Raw genomic sequence first — 17373 nt, 5'->3', positions numbered from 1 at the left:
GAGAGTCCGGTCAGTTTGGACGCCCTGTATGTCAAAGACTTGACCAATATGTTACGTGACTATGAAGTTTAGATCGGGGGAGATAGGTCAAATTTAGGCAAATCTAGACAAAACTTCACAATTGAATACGGACCCCGAATGTAGAAAAGCCACCCCCGCTGACGGTGGGTGGCTTTCATCACACTCGGCTCGCCGCGCCTACAGGAGGCTGGCGGCAAGCTTCTCGGCGCAAGAGACGGCAAGGGACTCATCTTCGGCTTCGACCATCAGCCGAAGCTTAGGTTCAGTGCCCGACGCGCGGATCAGAATACGGCCCCGGCCGTTCAGCTCGGCTTCGACGGCCTTGCGCGCGGCGGTCAGGCCGGCATGGGTCTTCCAGTCCTGGCCCGGGGCCAACGGCACATTGATCATCTTCTGCGGATACATGCGCAGATCGCCCACCCATGCCGCCATCGACACGTTGTTGCGGCGCAGCGCCGTCAATACCTGCAGGGCGGCGATGATGCCGTCGCCGGTGGAATGGCAATCCAGGCACAGCAGGTGGCCGGAGCTTTCGCCGCCGTACAGCCAGCCGCGCGACTGCATCTGCTCCAGCACGTAGCGGTCGCCCACGTTGGCGCGCTCGAAGCCCACGCCCAGGCGTTCCATTTCGCGTTCGAAGCCGAAGTTGGTCATCAGCGTGCCGACCACGCCGTCCACCTTGTTGCGCTGCATGCGTTCGCGGACGATGGCATACAGCAGTTCGTCGCCGTTGTAGATGCGGCCTTCGCTATCCACCACCTGCAAGCGGTCGGCGTCGCCATCCAGCGCGATGCCCAACTGCGCGCCGCGGGCGCGCACTTCCTTGACCAGCATCTCGGGGTGCAAGGCGCCCACGCCCTTGTTGATGTTGAAGCCGTCCGGATGGACGCCGATGGCATGCACCTCGGCGCCCAATTCGCGGAACACGTGCGGCGCGATGTTGTAGGCGGCGCCGTGCGCGGCGTCCACCACGATCGTCATGCCGTTCAGGTCAAGGTCGTTGGGGAACGTGCTCTTGCAGAATTCGATGTACCGGCCCTGCGCATCAGACATGCGGCGCGCGCGGCCCAGGCCTTCGGATGCGACGCAGCCCAGCGGTTCATCCAGGGCGGCTTCGATATCGGACTCGATCTCATCGGGCAGCTTCATGCCTTGCGCCGAGAAGAACTTGATGCCGTTGTCTTGGTACGGATTATGCGAGGCGCTGATGACGATGCCCGCCACCAGGCGCAATGCCCGGGTCAGGTAGGCCACGGCCGGCGTCGGGATGGGGCCGGCCAGCAGCACATCGATGCCCGCGGCCGACAAACCGGCTTCCAGGGCGGATTCCAGCATGTAGCCCGAAATGCGGGTGTCCTTGCCAATCACGACCTGCGGGCGGCTGCCGCCGCGCACCGCGTGTTCGCGAGCCAGCACACGGCCAGCCGCATAGCCCAGGCGCAGGGCGAATTCGGCGTTGATCACCGGACCGCCGACTTCGCCGCGCACGCCATCGGTACCAAAATACTTGCGTCGAATCATGAACTGATTGCTCCTTGTTCGGCCGCGTGCCATACCTTGAGGGCATCCACGGTAGCGGCGACATCGTGCACGCGCACGATGGAAGCCCCCCGGGATACACAGGCAAGGGCAGCGGCAATGCTGCCGGACAACCTGTCGCCGACAGGCCGGCCGGTGGCCTGGCCGATCATGTTCTTGCGCGACAGGCCGATCAGCAATGGATAACCCGTGCTGCGCAGGCTGGACAGCCGGCGCAATAACTGAAAATTCTGGTCCGCCGTCTTGCCGAAGCCGAAGCCCGGGTCCAGCACGATACGGCGGGGATCGATCCAGGCCGCGCGCAGCTTTTGCGCGCGCGCGCCCAGGAACAGCCCGATCTCTCCGATCAGGTCGGTGTATTCGGGCGGGCTGGCCTGCATCGTGCGGGGCTCGCCTTTCATGTGCATCACGCATAGCCCGCAGCGCGATTGCGACACGGCCTCGACGGCGCCCGGCTGCCTGAATCCGTAGATGTCGTTGATCATGTCGGCGCCCGCATCGAGCGTGGCGCGCATGACTTCCGGCTTGAAGGTATCGATGGACAGGGGCACGCCGCAGTCGCGCAGCGCTTCGATCACCGGCAGCAGCCGGTCCAATTCGTCCGCCACCGAAACCGGGTCCGCACCGGGGCGTGTGGACTCGCCGCCCAGATCCAGGATCTGCGCGCCCTCTTCGATCAGTTGGCGCGCATGCGCCACCGCGGAATCCGTATCGTCGTGCTGGCCGCCGTCGGAAAAGGAATCCGGCGTGACATTGACGATACCCATGACAAGCGGGCGCTCGAGATCAAACTCGAAGCGCCCGCAAAGAAAGTTATTTGCCATAACTCAGGACAAAAAACCTCAGACAGCTGCCGCCGTGCTACCGCCAGCCGCCAGGCCGGTGGTCGGCGGCGTGTCAGCCGAATCCGACGGGCCTTGCGGCGTCTTCGGAGGACGCGGCGGACGACCTTCGATGATGTCGTTGATCTGGTCCGCGTCGATGGTTTCCCATTCCAGCAGCGCCGACGTCATCACTTCGACCTTGTCGCGGTTTTCTTCCAGGATCTTGCGCGCAACACCGTACTGCTCGTCGATGATGCGGCGGATCTCGGTATCCACCTTCTGCATGGTGGCTTCGGACATGTGCGTCGTCTTGGTGACGCTGCGGCCCAGGAACACTTCGCCTTCGTTCTCGGCGTAGACCATGGGGCCCAGTTCGTCGGTCATGCCGTAGCGCGTGACGATGTCGCGAGCGATGGCGGTGGCGCGTTCGAAGTCGTTCGAGGCGCCCGTCGTCATCTGGTCCATGAAGAGTTCTTCAGCGATGCGGCCACCGAACAGCACGGCGATGGTGGACAGCAAGCGGCCCTTGTCCATGCTGTAGCGGTCGGTTTCAGGCAACTGCATCGTCACGCCCAGCGCACGGCCGCGCGGGATGATGGTGACCTTGTGGACCGGGTCGGTCTTGGGCAGCAGGCGCGCAACGATCGCATGGCCGGATTCGTGGTACGCGGTGTTCTTGCGTTCCTCTTCGGGCATGACGATGGAGCGGCGCTCGGCGCCCATGATGATCTTGTCCTTGGCCTTTTCGAAGTCGGACATATCCACCGTGCGGCCGTTGCGGCGCGCGGCGAACAAGGCGGCTTCGTTGACCAGGTTGGCCAGGTCGGCACCCGAGAAACCGGGGCAGCCGCGCGCCAGGATGGTCGCGTCGACGTTAGGCGACAGCGGGACCTTGCGCATGTGGACCTTCAGGATCTGCTCGCGGCCACGGATATCGGGCAGCGGCACGACCACTTGGCGGTCGAAACGGCCGGGACGCAGCAACGCCGGGTCCAGCACGTCGGGACGGTTGGTGGCGGCGATCACGATGACGCCCTGGCCGGATTCGAAACCGTCCATTTCCACCAGCATCTGGTTCAGTGTCTGTTCGCGTTCGTCGTTGCCGCCACCCAGGCCGGCGCCGCGCTGACGGCCCACCGCATCGATTTCGTCGATGAAGATGATGCAGGGAGCGTGCTTCTTGGCGTTTTCGAACATGTCGCGCACGCGGGCAGCGCCCACGCCGACGAACATTTCAACGAAATCCGAACCCGAGATGCTGAAGAACGGAACCTTGGCTTCGCCGGCGATGGCCTTGGCCAGCAGCGTCTTGCCGGTACCGGGCGAACCCACCATCAGCACGCCGCGCGGGATACGGCCGCCCAGCTTCTGGAACTTGCTGGGGTCGCGCAGGAAATCGACCAGTTCCTGGACGTCTTCCTTGGCTTCATCGCAGCCGGCGACGTCCGCGAACGTGATCTGGTTGGTGTTTTCGTCGAGCATGCGAGCGCGCGATTTGCCGAAGCTGAACGCGCCGCCTTTGCCCCCGCCTTGCATCTGTCGCATGAAGAACACCCAGACGCCGATCAGCAGCAGCATGGGGAACCACGACACGAAGATGCTCATCAGCAGCGATTGCTCTTCGCGCGGCTTGCCCGACACTTGCACGCCGTACTTCAGCAGGTCGGAGACCATCCAGAGGTCGCCCGGCGACGTCAGCGTGTAGGCGCGGCCCGCGTCCGGGGTGACGTACAGCACGTCGCCCTGAACGTCGACCTTGCGGATACGTCCCGCCTTGGCGTCGTCCATGAACTGCGTGTAAGTCACGCCGTCCTGGGTCTGAGCGCGTCCGTCGAACTGTTTGAAGACGGTAAATAGCACAAGGGCTATCACCATCCAGACAGCGACTTTCGAAAATGAATTATTCAAGGTCGATCTCCTGCTTTCGATTCCGACCGGCGACCGCGCACCCGCATATGGCACAGTCACAAGTATGTCAATAGCCCATTCTACCCTGTTGGACCCGATTGCGTCCTGGGATCCCTGGGGCCCGTGTATTTACGTCTGATTCGTGATTTTTTTGGTCGTTGTCTCGCCAAGCAGGTAGCGTTTTTTTGGGGTTCCGGAGCAACAGGCTCCGGCCCGGGGTTACTTCAGATCGCGGGCAACCAGAAAGGTTTCGGACGATTTTGCCCGCGACGCTTTCGGCTTGCGCTCGACCACCCGCTTGAAGTGCTGCTTGAAGCTTTGCACGATCTGCGAAAAACCGCTGCCGTGGAAAGCCTTGACGATCAGCACGCCGTCGGGCTTGAGGTGAGCGCGGGAAAATTCCATCGCCAGGTCGCACACATGCTGGATGCGCGCGGCGTCGGCAATCCCCACGCCTGACAAGTTGGGGGCCATGTCTGAAATAACAAGGTCCACGGCATGAGATCCGACCATGTCTTCCAATTGTTTCAGAACTTCGTCTTCACGGAAGTCGCCCTGGATGAACTCCACGCCCGCGATGGGCTCCATGGGAAGCATGTCCAGCGCGATAATACGTCCGTCCACGATGCCGCCCGGCCCCGTCAGGCGCTCTCGCACCACTTGGGACCAGCTGCCCGGCGACGAGCCCAGATCGACGACCAGGTCTCCCCGCCGGAGCAACTTTTCGTTGTCCAGAAGCTCGATCAGCTTGAAAGCGCCGCGGGCCCGATAGCCCTTCTGTTGCGCCAGCTTCACATAGGGATCGTTGATGTGCTGGTGAATCCAGTCTTTAGAGAATTTATTCTTGGCCATTACCGTACAATTCCACGCATGCCTATATTAGAACTTACCTCTCGTGAGCGCAGCGACCTTCGGTCCGCCGCCCACCCCCTGCGCCCCGTCGTCCTGATTGGCGACAATGGCCTGACCGAAGCCGTGCTCAAGGAAATCGACCTGGCACTGTCTTCGCACGGACTTATCAAGGTACGCGCCGGTGGCGACGACCGCGAGGCCCGCGACACCATGTTGTCGACGATTTGCGACACTCTGTCTTGCGCCCCGGTGCATCACCTGGGCAAGACCCTGATTCTTTTCCGCCCGCTGGCCGGCAACGTCAAGCCCGCCGCGCTGGCCGCCCGGGAGCCCGAAGCCCCCGCCAAGCGCCGCGCCTCCGAGCCGTACACGCCCAAGAAGCTGGCCGCCGAAGGCAAGACGCTGGGCAAGCGTCCGCGCCGCAGCGAGTCCGAAGAGCCCAAGCCGGCCAAAACCCGCTTCGTGCCGCAGGACCAGCTCAATAAGAACGGCAAGCCCATGCGTCCCAGCAGCAAACGCGCCACCGACAGCGGCCACGGCATTCCTCGCCGCGCCGGCAGCGCGCTCAGCCTTCGGGCCGGGGCACGCAGCGGCACCAGCCGCAAGACGTCGAAAAGGTAAGGCCGGGCACAAAAACGGGCGCTTTATGCGCCCGGTCCACCATAGCGATCCGCGAATGTACCGCGGAATCCAGCCGAACGCAGGGTTCGGACCATGGTGTTTTGACAGCTGACTGCTTGGGTTGATGCGTTAGATGTAACGCACGCCCAAAACTTCATATTCGCGAACGCCAGCCGGGGCCTTGACCTCGACGACATCGCCTTCGCTCTTGCCGATCAGCGCGCGCGCCACCGGGCTCGACACGGAAATCAGGTTCGACTTGATGTCGGCTTCAACGTCGCCGACGATTTGGTACGTCACGCGGTCACCCGAATCCAGGTCCTCGATGTCGACGGTGGCGCCGAACACGGCGCGGCCTTCGGCTTCCAGGGAAGACGGATCGATCAGATGGGCGTTGGAAAGCGTGCCTTCGAGCTCGGCAATCCGACCCTCGATGAAACCTTGGCGCTCGCGAGCGGCATCGTATTCGGCATTTTCCGACAGATCACCCTGCGCACGCGCCTCGGCGATCGCGTTAATCACGGCAGGACGTTCCACGGTTTTCAGCCGCTGGAGCTCTTCTTGCAAGCGCTCGGCCCCGCGCACGGTCAAAGGAATGGCAGACATGTCGTTTCCCAAACAAAAGTAGAAAAACGCCCCGAAGGAGCGTTCTCGGTGAAGGTCGTTACCCGGGCGCGCGCATACGGCCAGATGCCTTTTGGGCAGGACCTGCGGCGCGGACGACCAAAACAAAACCCCGGCTCGGGTCGGAACCGGGGCAATCAAGGTCATATTGTGGTCAAAGTCCACAGGAATTGCAAGCCGCGCCAGAAAACGTGCTTTTCGGCGCAATTCACCGCCGTAACCCGCTAAAACCGGCGGTTTTCCCAAAAATCCTTTGGTCCGCTCATTGGCGCCGCCAGTGCCCACCGCCAAGGGCGTTGCATAAAAGATACTTGTCGATAGTTTTTGGTATTCCCAATACTGGGTTTACAAAAAAAACCGCCGAAAAATAACGACAACGACGGTATAACTAACAAGCAGAAAAATTAATAACAATTACATACAAACAGCGGTAACCGGCGCTTCTCTTTATTCAAGTGTTGCGGGCAACGCGGCAGATGCTGCCGCGTTAATGATTGATTGTGCGTGCTTGCAGTTTCAGGCGGACGCATCGCAGTCATCCGGCTCGACGTCCACCCCTTCTGCCGCAAGGCCGGCGGGCAACGCCCGCCTGCGCGCGGCGGATCGCGTTCATGAAAGAGGAGCTCTCATGCTGGAAAAATTGAAGGTCCGTACGGGCATGCTGCTGGTGCTGGCGTGCTTTGTCACCGCGCTGGCGCTGGCTTGCGGGTTGAGTTGGATGAACGCGGACAACAGCGTCCGCGAAATCGAAGACCTGAACACCGTCGCGGTGCACCAGGTCGACCCGCTCTATGAGGCCAACGGCGCCCTGCTGCGCACGCGGCTGGCGCTGGACGACGCGCTGGCGGGTATGCAGGCCGGCAACGCCGAACGCGCCACGGCGGCGGAACAGGAAGCCGCCAGCGAGCTGACCCAGGCCCGCGAGCGCTTCGCGCGCTACATGGAGGTGCCCAAGAGCGAGCGCGGCCAGGCGCTGGCGCTGGTCCTGCAAGGCCGATTCAACGAATACGCGTCGCTGCTGGACACGCTGAGCGCGGCCATCAAGGAACGCGCGCCGGCCAAATACCAGCAGGACATGGGCAAGACCCGCCAGGCCGACGCGAATTTCGTCAAGGACATGAAGGCCTTCCTGGCCCGTGTGCAAGAGCGCAGCGACGGCGTGCTGGCCAGTTCGCAAGCCACCTACTCCAATGCCAGGATATCGGCCATCGCCCTGCTGTCGGCCGCCCTGCTGCTGACGGCCTTGTGCTGGACCTTCATCCGGCGTGGCGTGCTGCTGCCGTTGCAAGATGCCGGCCGGCATTTCGACCGCATCGCCGGCGGCGACCTGACCACCCGGATCGAAACCCGCTCCAACAACGAGATCGGCGCCCTGTTCGCCTCGCTCAAGCGGATGCAGGAAGGCTTGACCCGCACGGTGGTGTCGGTGCGCCAGGGCGTCGAGGAAATCAATGTGGGGGCCGCCGAGATCGCCGCGGGCAACGCCAACCTGTCTACCCGGACCGAGGAGCAGGCCGCCGCCCTGGAGGAAACCGCCGCGACGATGGAAGAACTGGCCGCCACGGTCAAGCAGAACGCCGAGAACGCCGCCCAGGCCAACCAGCTGGCCGCGGTCAGCATGCAGGTCGCGCAGCGCGGCGGTGACAACGTGGGCCAGGTGGTGGCCACCATGCAGGGAATTTCGGATAGTTCCCGCAAGATCTCCGACATCGTGTCGGTGATCGACGGCATCGCCTTCCAGACGAACATCCTGGCGCTGAACGCCGCCGTGGAAGCGGCCCGCGCCGGCGAACAGGGCAAGGGCTTCGCCGTCGTCGCGGGCGAGGTGCGCACGCTGGCCCAGCGCGCCGCGCAGGCAGCCAAGGAGATCAAGGCCCTGATCGAAGCGTCGGTGGACACGGTGAAGGCCGGCTCGGCCCAGGTGTCGGCCGCCGGCCAGACCATGCAAGAGATCGTCGCGTCGGTGCAGCGCGTGACGGACATCATGGGCGAGATCTCGGCCGCGTCGACCCAGCAGGCCGGCGGCATCGACCAGGTCACCCTGGCCGTGTCGCAGATGGACGAAGTGACGCAGCAGAACGCCGCGCTGGTGGAGGAGGCGTCGGCCGCCGCGTCGGCAATGGAAGAACAGGCGCGGCGCCTGTCGGAGGCCACCGCGGTGTTCAAGACGCAATCGGGTCAGGTGATCGAGGCCACGCCGGCCCGGGTGTCCGGGGCGAAACCGGCGGCACGGCTGTCCAGGTCGTAGCCGCCGCGGCCATCCTGCGCGGGGCCAGGCCCCGCCGGGATCACGCCGCCGCCGGCTTCCTGCGGCGCAGCAACGCGTACAGGATGATGGCGCCGAAGGTGGCGGTGCCGATGCCGCCCAGCATGAAGTCGCCCAGTTTGATGGTGAAGTCGCCCGCGCCCAGCACCAGCGTGACCGCCGCCACGATCAGGTTGCGGTTGTCGCTGAAATCCACCTGATTGACGACCCAGATGCGGGCGCCGGCAATGGCGATCAGGCCGAACACCACGACCGACATGCCGCCCAGGACCGGCCCCGGAATGGTCTGGATCAGCGCGCCGAACTTGGGCGAAAAGCCCAGCACGATGGCGATCAGCGCCGCCACCACGAACACCAGCGTGGAATAGATGCGGGTCACCGCCATCACGCCGATGTTCTCGGCGTAGGTGGTGACGCCCGTGCCGCCCACGGCGCCCGAGACCATCGTGGCCACGCCGTCGCCGACGAAGGCGCGGCCCAGGTAGCGGTCCAGGTCCTGGCCGGTCATGGCGCTGACCGCCTTCACGTGGCCCAGGTTTTCAGCCACCAGGATGATGGCGACCGGCACGATCAGCCCCATCGCCTCGGCCTTGAAGACCGGCGCGGCGAAATGCGGCAGGCCGATCCAGGCAGCAGCCGCCACGCCCGAGAAATCGATGGGCTTGCCCATGCCCATGCCATTGGCCAGCACCGCGTACACCACGCAAGCCAGGATCAGCCCGACCAGGATCAACAGGCGCTGGACCATGCCCTTCGTGTAGACGGCGATGCCGCCCACGCAGACGATGGTCACCAGAGCCATGAAGGTGTCGAAGCCCGAGGCGCCCATTGCGCCCTTGGCGGCGATGGGAGCCAGGTTCAGGCCGATCACGGCCACGACCGCGCCCGTCACGACAGGCGGCATCAGCGTGTCGATCCAATTGGCGCCCCCGCCGGCGCGCGCGTTGACGATCCACACGATGATGCCGATCAGCGTATAGGCCAGGCCGCAGGCGATGATGGCGCCCAGGGCCACGCCGATATTGGCGTTGGCGCCGCCGCCGGCGTAGCCGGTCACCGCGATCACGCCGCCGATGAAGGCGAAGCTGGAGCCCAGGTAACTGGGCACCCGGCCGCCGACGAACAGGAAGAAGATCAGCGTGCCGATGCCGGACATCAGGATGGCGACGTTGGGGTCGAAACCCATCAGCAAGGGCGCAAGCACGGTGGAACCGAACATGGCCACCACGTGCTGCGCGCCCATGGCGACGTTCTTGGGCCACGACAGCCGTTCATCGGGCGCGATGATGACGCCCGGTTCGGCGTCGTCCGCCAGACGCCAGCGCGGAAAATAGGAATTGGACATGGGTTTCCCAAAATAGGTGTTGGGTATGAGCGGGCGCCAGTGTAAATGGGGCCGCGAAGGGGCGGCAACGTTTAAGTTCGCCGCCAGAATGCCGTATTAGTGGAAACCCCGAAATCCAACCTGGCTGCAGGAGCACACATGGCGACCACTCCCATCAACGGCATCTCCCGGAGCAATCCGCTAGCCGACCTGTGGGCCGAACGTATCCAGGCCAACAAGGAAGCCAAGTCCGACGCCAGCGGCGAAGCCAGCTCGCTCAGCGCCGACGGCAAGATCCGCGTCAACAGCCCGGGCGGCCTGAAGGTCGCCGGCGCGAATGCCAGCGAAGAAACGGACAACGACGACGAGTACACGCGCCAGATCAAGGCGCTGCAGAAGCAGTTGAAGCGGATCATGGACCAGATCGCCAAGGTCAAGGCCAGTGGGATGTCCGACGAAATGAAGGCGCAACAGCTCATGGCGCTGAACGCCCAGGCCGTGCAGATCCAGGGGCAGATCGCTCAGGTGATGGCGCAGCAGGCCCGCGCCTCGCAAAGCGGCGGTAGCGTCTCCACGACCGCATAGCGTGGCCGGCGGGCGCCGGCATCCAGGCGCCTGCACTGATGACGCGCATCAAAATTTCTGATTGGACGCGTAGCAGGGCAAACATTACTGTCTCCGAACAAATCTAAAACCACGGAGACAAACCATGCATGCATTGCGCACAGCCCTTGCAGGGGCGCTGCTGGCCGCCTGCGCGGCACCGGCCCTGGCCGGCACCGTCACGGTAATCACGTCGTTCCCCAAAGACCTGACCCAGGCGTATAAAAACGCCTTCGAAAAGGCCAATCCGGGCATCACGCTGGAAATCCTGAACAAGAATACGGTGTCGGGCATCGCCTATGTGCGCGAAACGCCTGCGGGCCAGCGTCCCGAAGTGTTCTGGGCCAGCGCGCCCGACGCGTTCGAAGTGCTGGGCCGCGACAAGCTGCTGGCCAAGTCGTCCGATGTGGCCAACAAGGACGTGCCGGACAAGATCGGCAACTACCCCATCAACGACCCGGGCGGCATGTACCTGGGACAGGCGCTGGCGGGCTACGGCATCGTCTACAACACGCGCTATATCGCGGCGCACAAGATTCCCGCGCCGGTGGAATGGAAGGACCTGCTGTCGCCCAAATGGTTCGGTCACGTCGGCATCACGTCGCCATCGCGTTCGGGCACGATGCACCTGACGGTCGAGACCATCCTGCAAGGCGAAGGCTGGGACGAGGGCTGGAGCACCCTGCTGCGCATGTCCGGCAACAGCAGCGCCGTCACCGAGCGGTCGTTCGGCGTGCCGGACGGGGTGAACAACGGCCAGTTCGGCGCCGGCCCGGTCATCGATTTCTTCGGCCTGTCCAGCAAGTATTCCAAGTTCCCGGTGGAATTCGTCTATCCGTCGGAGACCGCCATCGTGCCGGCCAACATCGCGTTGATCGAGGGCGCGAAGAACACCGAGGAAGGCAAGAAGTTCATCGCCTTCACGCTCAGCCAGGCGGGCCAGGAACTGCTGCTTGAGCCGAAGATTTCGCGGTTGCCCGTGCTGCCGTACTCCGCGCTGGCCGGCAAGGTCCCGGCAGGCTATCCCGACCCGGCCGAGATCGCAAAGCGCAGTAAGGTGCAGTTCAACGCCGACCTGTCGCAGACGCGCTACTACGTCGTGCAATCGCTGTACGACCAGACCGTCACGTTCCGGCTGAAGGAACTGCAAGCCGCCACCAAGGCCATCTACGACGCTGAAGCCAAGCTGGGCGACAAGGCCAAGAGCGGCCGCGCCGCCGAGCTGCTGGCGCAGGCGCGCAAGCTGACCTGGGCCCCGCTCGTCGACGGCAAGAAAGCCGCCGACCCGGCCTTCCTGGCCATCTTCGCCGGCAACAAGAAGGACGCCGCCGTGAACCAGCAGATCACGCAGCTGGAAGGCGAGTGGAACGGCACGTCCAAGGCGAACTACGAAGAAGCCGTCAAGCTGGCCAAGCAGGCCGCGGCGCTCTGACCCGCACGACGCGGGCGCTGGGGGACGGGACCGTTCCCGTCCCCCAGCGCCTGCGGTCCCCTGGCAACGATTTCGGGAATCTCGATGAATTCTTCGGGCCACTCACGCCTGCCCGCCGGCCCCGTATTGACGGCGCTGCTGGTGTTCGGCTTCTTGCTGCTTTTCCTGGCCGTGCCCGTGGGCACGGTGTTCTTCAGCGCCTTCGTGAACGCCGACGGCAGCTTCACGATGGGCCACTTCGGCGCGTTCTTCAACCAGCCGCTGATGAAGGAAGCCTTCTTCAACAGCCTCTACGTGGCGGGCTGGTCGGCGCTGCTGGCGTCCTTGATCGCCGTGCCGCTGGCGTACTTCACCGTGCGCTTCGAATTCCGGGGCGCCCTGATCATCCAGACGCTGGGCGTGCTGCCGCTGATCATGCCGCCCTTCGTGGGCGCGGTCGCGATGCAGCTGATCTTCGGCCGTTCGGGCAGCGTCAACCTGCTGTTGAACGACTGGTTCGGCTTCACGATCCCGTTCATGGAAGGGTTGAACGGCGTCATCTTCGTGGAGGCGCTGCACTACTTCCCGTTCATCCTGATGAACCTGGTGGTGGCGCTGCGCAACATCGACGGCGCCATGGAGGAAGCGGCCTTCAACCTGGGTTCGCGCGGATTCCGGCTGTTCCGCCGCGTGATCTTCCCGCTGGCGCTGCCGGGCTATGTGGCCGGCACGTCGCTGGTGTTCGTCAAGGTGTTCGACGACCTGGGCACGCCGCTGGTGCTGGGCACGACCAACATGCTGGCTCCGCAAGCCTATCTGCGCATCACGCAGGTCGGGCTGGAGGACCCGCTGGGCTATGTGATCAGCGTGATCATGATCGCGTTCTCGATCCTGGCGCTGTGGCTGTCGGCGCGGGTGCTCAAGGGTCGCGACTACTCCACGCTGCAGAAGGGCGGCAACAGCATCCAGAAGCGCAAGCTGGGGCCGATGGAAAGCGTGCTGGCGTACGGGTGGATCATCCTGGTGCTGCTGCTGGTGCTGTCGCCGCACATGGGCGTGCTGCTGCTGTCGCTTGCCAGCGTCTGGAGCTTTGCGCCGCTGCCCGACGGCTACACGCTGGCCCACTACTCGGCGGTGTTCTCCGAGTCCCAGGGCATGATCGCCAACACCCTGCTCTATTGCGGCCTGGCCGCCGGCGTGGACGTGATCCTGGGCACCGCTATCGCCTACCTGATGCTGCGCACCCGCCTGCCGGCGCGCCAATGGCTGGACTTCATGGCCTCGGCGGCGCTGGCGATCCCCGGCATCGTGCTGGCCATCGGCTTCTTGCGCACTTTCCGCGGCATCGAGCTGCCGGGCACCGGCACCTTGCTGACCTCGTCGTGGATCATCATCATGATCGCGTATTCGGTCAGGCGGCTGCCCTACGCGCTGCGTTCCTGCGTGGCGTCCCTGCAGCAGATCAACGTCTCGCTAGAGGAAGCCGCGCAGTCGCTGGGCGCCACCCGCATGAGCACGATCCGGCGCGTGGTGGTCCCGTTGATGGCGGGCGGCATGCTGGCGGGCTTCGTGACCAGCTTCGTGACCGCCGCGGTGGAGCTGTCGGCCACCATCATGCTGGTCACGAAAGACAGTCAGGCGCCCATGAGTTACGGCATCTATCTCTATATGCAGAGCGCGGCGGGCCGAGGCCCGGGCGCCGCGCTGGGCGTGCTGGCGGTGGTCGCAGTGGCCATCGGCACGTATGTATCGCACTTGCTGGTGGAGCGCGCGCAGTCGCGCCAGCGTCCGGCACGCAATGAAGGGGAATCCGCATGAAGAAAGTCAGCGTCGAATGCCGCAACATCCGCCTGTCGTACGGCAAGACGGAAGTACTGAAGGATGTGAACATCAACATCGAGCCCGGCGAGTTCTTTGCCCTGCTGGGGCCGTCGGGATCGGGCAAGTCCACGCTCCTGCGGCTGATCGCCGGCTTCAACCGCCACAGCGCGGGCCAGTTGCTGGTGGACGGCAAGGACATCACCGGCACGCCGCCCTGGGACCGCAACATCGGCATGGTGTTCCAGAACTACGCGCTGTGGCCGCACATGACCGTGTGGGACAACGTGGCTTTCGGCCTGGTGGAGCGCAAGCTGCCGAAGGCGGAGATCCGCGCCAAGGTGGAAGCGGCATTGGAACTTGTCGGCCTGTCGCAGTACGGCAAGCGCCGTCCCAACCAGCTGTCGGGCGGCCAGCAGCAGCGCGTGGCGCTGGCCCGCACCATCGTCATCGAACCGCAAGTGCTGCTGCTGGATGAACCGCTGTCCAACCTGGACAAGAAGCTGCGCGTGCAGATGCGCCAGGACTTGCTGAGCCTGCAGCGCCGGCTGGGCATCACCACCATCTTCGTCACGCACGACCAGGAAGAAGCCATGACCACGGCCGACCGGATGGCGGTGCTGGACCACGGCGTGGTGCAGCAGATCGGCGCGCCCAGCACGTTGTTCGACTATCCGGTGAACCGCTTCGTGGCCAACTTCGTGGGCACGATGAACGTGCTGGAAGGCGATGTGCGCGAACGCACCAGCGGCAGCGTGGTGCTGGCGGTGGAAGGCATCGGCGACCTGCACTTGCCGTTGACCGCCGAAGCGCCGGCGTCCTCCCGGCTGGCGGCCAGCTTCCGGCCCCACACGGTGCAGATCGAAATGGCCGACGGCCTGGGCGACGCGCGCTATGTGTGGCTGCCGGGCATCGTCGAAAGCAGCGAATTCCTGGGCGAATTCACGCGCTATCAGGTGCTGATCGGCGAGCAGCGCCTCACGGCGGACCAGTCGCATCTGGCGGGGCTGTCGCCCTTCCCGGCCGGCGCGCCGGTGTCGATCGGATTGGAACCCTCCCAGGTCCGGCTGCTCGCAGCCTAAACTTGCGGCCATGGAAATCTATCAGATCCGCGCCTTCGTCACGGTCGCCCGCCTGGGCAACCTGACGAAGGCGGCCGAAGCGCTGTCGCTGACCCAGCCTGCCGTCACCGCCCAGATCAAGGCGCTGGAGCAGAGCCTGGGCGTAGCGCTGTTCGACCGCAGCGGCGGCCGGCTGGCGTTGGCCAAGGCGGGCGAAGTGCTGCTGCCCACGGCGGAATCGCTACTGGTGCTGGGCGCACAGCTCAAGTCCGAAGCGCAGCAGCTGCAAGGCAGCCTGCACGGCGTGGTCGAACTGGGCGTGCCCAGCGAAAAACCGGATTTTCTGCGTTTGGGCGAATTGGCCTCTGCCGTGAACCAGCGGCTGCCGCTCGTGGAACTGAAGACCCAGACCCTGCCGGCCGCTACGCTCGCCGAACAGGTCAGCACCGGGCGCTTGCCGGCCGCCTTGACCATTGCCGCCAATCCGCCTCGCGGCGTGCTGTGGCTGCCGCTGCGCAGCGTGCGCTACCGCATCGCCATGCCCAAAGAACACGCTGCGGTGCTCAAACGCGGCGGCTGGCGGGAAGTGGCCCAACTGCCGTGGCTGGACGGCCCGTCCGGCTGCCATACCCACCTGCTGCTGCGCGACATGTTCGAACGCCACGGCCTGTCGCCGCGCATCGTCATGCAGCACGACGACCAGGCCAACCTGGATGCGCTGGTGCGCGCGGGGGCGGGCTGCGCGCTGCTGCGCGAGGAAACCGCGCTGGCCGGCGCGGCGTCCAACGATTTCATCGTATGGGGCCAGGCCCGCGTGGACGCCATGCTGGGCTTCATCCTGCCCTATGAGCGCGCTAGCGAGCCCGCGCTGGTCGCGTTAAGCTCGATCATTCAAACCATCTGGAAACCGCGCGCGGCCATCGCGCCGGCCCAGCTCCAAGCCTGACTCCCGCATCAAGACATCAATGACTGAAATCTGGTTCATCCGCCACGGCGAAACCGACTGGAACCGCCAGCGCCGCCTGCAAGGCTGGAAAGACATCCCCCTGAACGAATTCGGCGTCAACCAGGCCAGCCTGCTGGCCGCGCGCCTGCGCGAAGAGGCCCGCCACACGCCGATCCACGCCATCTACAGCAGCGACCTGCAACGCGCGCACGCCACCGCGGTGCCCGTGTCCGAACAACTGGGCCTGCGTGTGCGCGTGGAGCCGGGCATCCGCGAGCGAGGCTTCGGCGTGCTGGAAGGCCTGGACCACGAACGCATCGACGAACAGGCCCCCGAGGCCGCCGCCGCCTGGAAAAGCCGCGACCCGCTGCGCCCGCTGGACGGCGGCGAGACGCTGGGCCAGTTCCAGTCACGCGTGATCTCCACGGTGGACGACATCGCCAGCCGCCACGATGGTGAACGCATCCTGCTGTTCACGCACGGCGGCGTGCTGGACATCATCTGGCGCCATGCGTCCGGCGTGCCGCTGAACGCGCCGCGCGACGCGGCATTGCTGAACGTGAGCATCAACCGTGTCGCGGTGCAGGGCCGCAAATGGGAAGTGCTGGATTGGGGCGATGTGGGGCACGTCGCCGATGAAGTCGGCGACGACGTGGTGCCGTAAGCGGCGCCCCCTGCCGGCGCGAAGCGGAAGCTACCCCGCTTTGCGCGGCTTGCGCGGCGCGTTGCGCGCAAGCTTGTCATACACGGCGTTGGGCAGCAGGCGCATCAGCTTGGCCACCACGCCCATCTGCCACGGAATCACCGTATACGACGTGCCGCGTGCAATGGCCGCATGCGCGCGTTGCGCAAAGGCGTCCGCTTCCATCAGGAAGGGCATCGAATAGGGATTCTTCGCCGTCATGGCGGTCTTGATGTAGCCGGGCGCGATCGTCACGACCCGGATGCCGTCGGCCGCCAGCTCCAGCCGCAGGCTTTCGCAATAGGTCACTACCGCGGCTTTGGACGCGCTGTAGGCGCCCGCGCCCGGCAGGCCGCGCACGCCGGCCACGCTGGCGATGCCCACCAGCCGTCCTCCGCCCGCCGCGCGCATGGCGCCCACGAACGGCTCGAAGGTGGCGACGGTAGCCAGCAAATTGGTGTCGACGATGGCTTTGAACACGTCATAGTCTTCGCCATGCTCGGTCAGCGTGCCCGCGCTGATGCCGGCGCTGGCGATGACCACGTCCACCCGGCCTTGGCAGAACGCGATGAAATCGGCCGCGGCCGCATGCAGGGCAGCGCGGTCGCGGACGTCCACGGCATAGCAGCGGTGTTCGCCCGGCAGGCTGTGGGCCAATTCCCGCAACGCGTCTTCCCGCCGGCCCAGCAGGCCCAGCGTGGCGCCCGCTGCGGCGTACTGCTGCGCCAGGGCGCGGCCCAGGCCACTGCTGGCGCCGGTAATGAAGACTCGGGTCATGGATCGTCGTGGCAGAGGTAAGAAACGGGGATGAAAAAGGGCGACCCTTTTTGACAAGGGCCGCCCCGGCATCCTACATCAAGCGCGCGCGGCTGG

15 protein-coding genes are annotated in these 17373 nt (G+C 64.9%); 8 read left to right on the top strand and 7 right to left on the bottom strand.

Annotation, left to right across the window (positions count from 1 at the left end):
• Nucleotides 1–198: 198 nt before the first annotated feature.
• The 4 genes from glmM to A9973_RS22920 form a co-directional block, all read right to left on the bottom strand.
• Nucleotides 199–1542, bottom strand: a complete 1344-nt coding sequence (gene glmM, locus A9973_RS22935) for a phosphoglucosamine mutase (protein ID WP_183015965.1) — start codon at nt 1540–1542, stop codon at nt 199–201.
• Entirely contained in the window at nt 1539–2384 is an 846-nt protein-coding gene (gene folP, locus A9973_RS22930; RefSeq protein WP_183015964.1) for a dihydropteroate synthase, read from the bottom strand. Before folP ends, glmM begins: the two co-directional genes overlap by 4 nt.
• A gap of 18 nt (nt 2385–2402) precedes the next feature.
• Nucleotides 2403–4292, bottom strand: coding sequence for an ATP-dependent zinc metalloprotease FtsH (gene ftsH / locus A9973_RS22925; protein ID WP_183015963.1), 1890 nt, complete (start codon nt 4290–4292; stop codon nt 2403–2405).
• A 219-nt stretch (nt 4293–4511) separates the two neighbouring features.
• Nucleotides 4512–5144 (bottom strand): RlmE family RNA methyltransferase, encoded by a 633-nt coding sequence (locus A9973_RS22920; protein WP_006222881.1) that lies wholly within the window; start codon nt 5142–5144, stop codon nt 4512–4514.
• Nucleotides 5145–5162: 18 nt separating this feature from the next.
• Here A9973_RS22920 and A9973_RS22915 point away from each other — a divergent pair, with 18 nt between their 5' ends.
• A complete protein-coding gene (locus A9973_RS22915) occupies nt 5163–5765 on the top strand; it encodes a YhbY family RNA-binding protein (protein ID WP_183015962.1) in 603 nt (200 codons plus the stop codon).
• 129 nt (nt 5766–5894) lie between these two features.
• Here A9973_RS22915 and greA read toward each other — a convergent pair whose 3' ends face one another.
• The gene (greA, locus tag A9973_RS22910) at nt 5895–6371 is read right to left on the bottom strand and encodes a transcription elongation factor GreA (protein WP_025139566.1); all 477 of its coding nucleotides are present in this window, start codon (nt 6369–6371) and stop codon (nt 5895–5897) included.
• A 646-nt stretch (nt 6372–7017) separates the two neighbouring features.
• Between greA and A9973_RS22905 the strand changes: the two genes are divergently transcribed.
• A complete protein-coding gene (locus A9973_RS22905; RefSeq protein WP_183015961.1) occupies nt 7018–8637 on the top strand; it encodes a methyl-accepting chemotaxis protein in 1620 nt (539 codons plus the stop codon).
• A 40-nt stretch (nt 8638–8677) separates the two neighbouring features.
• Here A9973_RS22905 and A9973_RS22900 read toward each other — a convergent pair whose 3' ends face one another.
• The gene (locus A9973_RS22900) at nt 8678–10000 is read right to left on the bottom strand and encodes a solute carrier family 23 protein (RefSeq protein ID WP_183015960.1); all 1323 of its coding nucleotides are present in this window, start codon (nt 9998–10000) and stop codon (nt 8678–8680) included.
• Between the two features lie 138 nt (nt 10001–10138).
• Between A9973_RS22900 and A9973_RS22895 the strand changes: the two genes are divergently transcribed.
• From A9973_RS22895 to A9973_RS22870, 6 genes are all read left to right on the top strand, one after another.
• Nucleotides 10139–10564, top strand: a complete 426-nt coding sequence (locus A9973_RS22895; protein WP_183015959.1) for a FlxA-like family protein — start codon at nt 10139–10141, stop codon at nt 10562–10564.
• A 124-nt stretch (nt 10565–10688) separates the two neighbouring features.
• Nucleotides 10689–12014, top strand: a complete 1326-nt coding sequence (locus A9973_RS22890) for an extracellular solute-binding protein (protein ID WP_183015958.1) — start codon at nt 10689–10691, stop codon at nt 12012–12014.
• Nucleotides 12015–12098: 84 nt separating this feature from the next.
• On the top strand, nt 12099–13811 hold the full coding sequence (locus tag A9973_RS22885) for an iron ABC transporter permease (RefSeq protein WP_183015957.1): 1713 nt from the start codon (nt 12099–12101) through the stop codon (nt 13809–13811).
• A complete protein-coding gene (locus tag A9973_RS22880; RefSeq protein WP_183015956.1) occupies nt 13808–14893 on the top strand; it encodes an ABC transporter ATP-binding protein in 1086 nt (361 codons plus the stop codon). The genes A9973_RS22885 and A9973_RS22880 overlap by 4 nt, the downstream gene beginning before the upstream one ends.
• Before the next feature lie 10 nt (nt 14894–14903).
• A complete protein-coding gene (locus A9973_RS22875; RefSeq protein ID WP_183015955.1) occupies nt 14904–15818 on the top strand; it encodes a LysR family transcriptional regulator in 915 nt (304 codons plus the stop codon).
• 19 nt (nt 15819–15837) lie between these two features.
• Nucleotides 15838–16482, top strand: a complete 645-nt coding sequence (locus A9973_RS22870; RefSeq protein WP_183015954.1) for a histidine phosphatase family protein — start codon at nt 15838–15840, stop codon at nt 16480–16482.
• Nucleotides 16483–16512: 30 nt separating this feature from the next.
• Here the strand turns inward: A9973_RS22870 and A9973_RS22865 are convergent, their stop codons facing one another.
• On the bottom strand, nt 16513–17277 hold the full coding sequence (locus tag A9973_RS22865) for an SDR family oxidoreductase (RefSeq protein ID WP_183015953.1): 765 nt from the start codon (nt 17275–17277) through the stop codon (nt 16513–16515).
• Between the last annotated feature and the right edge of the window lie 96 nt (nt 17278–17373).

The sequence above is a fragment of the Achromobacter sp. UMC46 genome, from assembly GCF_014170335.1.
Lineage (GTDB): Bacteria > Pseudomonadota > Gammaproteobacteria > Burkholderiales > Burkholderiaceae_B > Achromobacter.
Note: the sequence above shows the minus strand (reverse complement) of the source record. Positions and strands in the feature narration are given on the sequence as shown.

What these genes read in the sequence shown, in the direction of transcription:
- A9973_RS22875 (WP_183015955.1), top strand. Translation starts at nt 14,904, where the DNA reads ATGGAAATCTATCAGATCCGCGCCTTCGTCACGGTCGCCCGCCTGGGC.
- A9973_RS22900 (WP_183015960.1), bottom strand. Translation starts at nt 10,000, where the DNA reads ATGTCCAATTCCTATTTTCCGCGCTGGCGTCTGGCGGACGACGCCGAA.
- A9973_RS22915 (WP_183015962.1), top strand. Translation starts at nt 5,163, where the DNA reads ATGCCTATATTAGAACTTACCTCTCGTGAGCGCAGCGACCTTCGGTCC.
- A9973_RS22880 (WP_183015956.1), top strand. Translation starts at nt 13,808, where the DNA reads ATGAAGAAAGTCAGCGTCGAATGCCGCAACATCCGCCTGTCGTACGGC.
- greA (WP_025139566.1), bottom strand. Translation starts at nt 6,371, where the DNA reads ATGTCTGCCATTCCTTTGACCGTGCGCGGGGCCGAGCGCTTGCAAGAA.
- A9973_RS22905 (WP_183015961.1), top strand. Translation starts at nt 7,018, where the DNA reads ATGCTGGAAAAATTGAAGGTCCGTACGGGCATGCTGCTGGTGCTGGCG.
- A9973_RS22890 (WP_183015958.1), top strand. Translation starts at nt 10,689, where the DNA reads ATGCATGCATTGCGCACAGCCCTTGCAGGGGCGCTGCTGGCCGCCTGC.
- A9973_RS22895 (WP_183015959.1), top strand. Translation starts at nt 10,139, where the DNA reads ATGGCGACCACTCCCATCAACGGCATCTCCCGGAGCAATCCGCTAGCC.
- glmM (WP_183015965.1), bottom strand. Translation starts at nt 1,542, where the DNA reads ATGATTCGACGCAAGTATTTTGGTACCGATGGCGTGCGCGGCGAAGTC.
- A9973_RS22920 (WP_006222881.1), bottom strand. Translation starts at nt 5,144, where the DNA reads ATGGCCAAGAATAAATTCTCTAAAGACTGGATTCACCAGCACATCAAC.
- folP (WP_183015964.1), bottom strand. Translation starts at nt 2,384, where the DNA reads ATGGCAAATAACTTTCTTTGCGGGCGCTTCGAGTTTGATCTCGAGCGC.
- A9973_RS22885 (WP_183015957.1), top strand. Translation starts at nt 12,099, where the DNA reads ATGAATTCTTCGGGCCACTCACGCCTGCCCGCCGGCCCCGTATTGACG.
- A9973_RS22865 (WP_183015953.1), bottom strand. Translation starts at nt 17,277, where the DNA reads ATGACCCGAGTCTTCATTACCGGCGCCAGCAGTGGCCTGGGCCGCGCC.
- A9973_RS22870 (WP_183015954.1), top strand. Translation starts at nt 15,838, where the DNA reads ATGACTGAAATCTGGTTCATCCGCCACGGCGAAACCGACTGGAACCGC.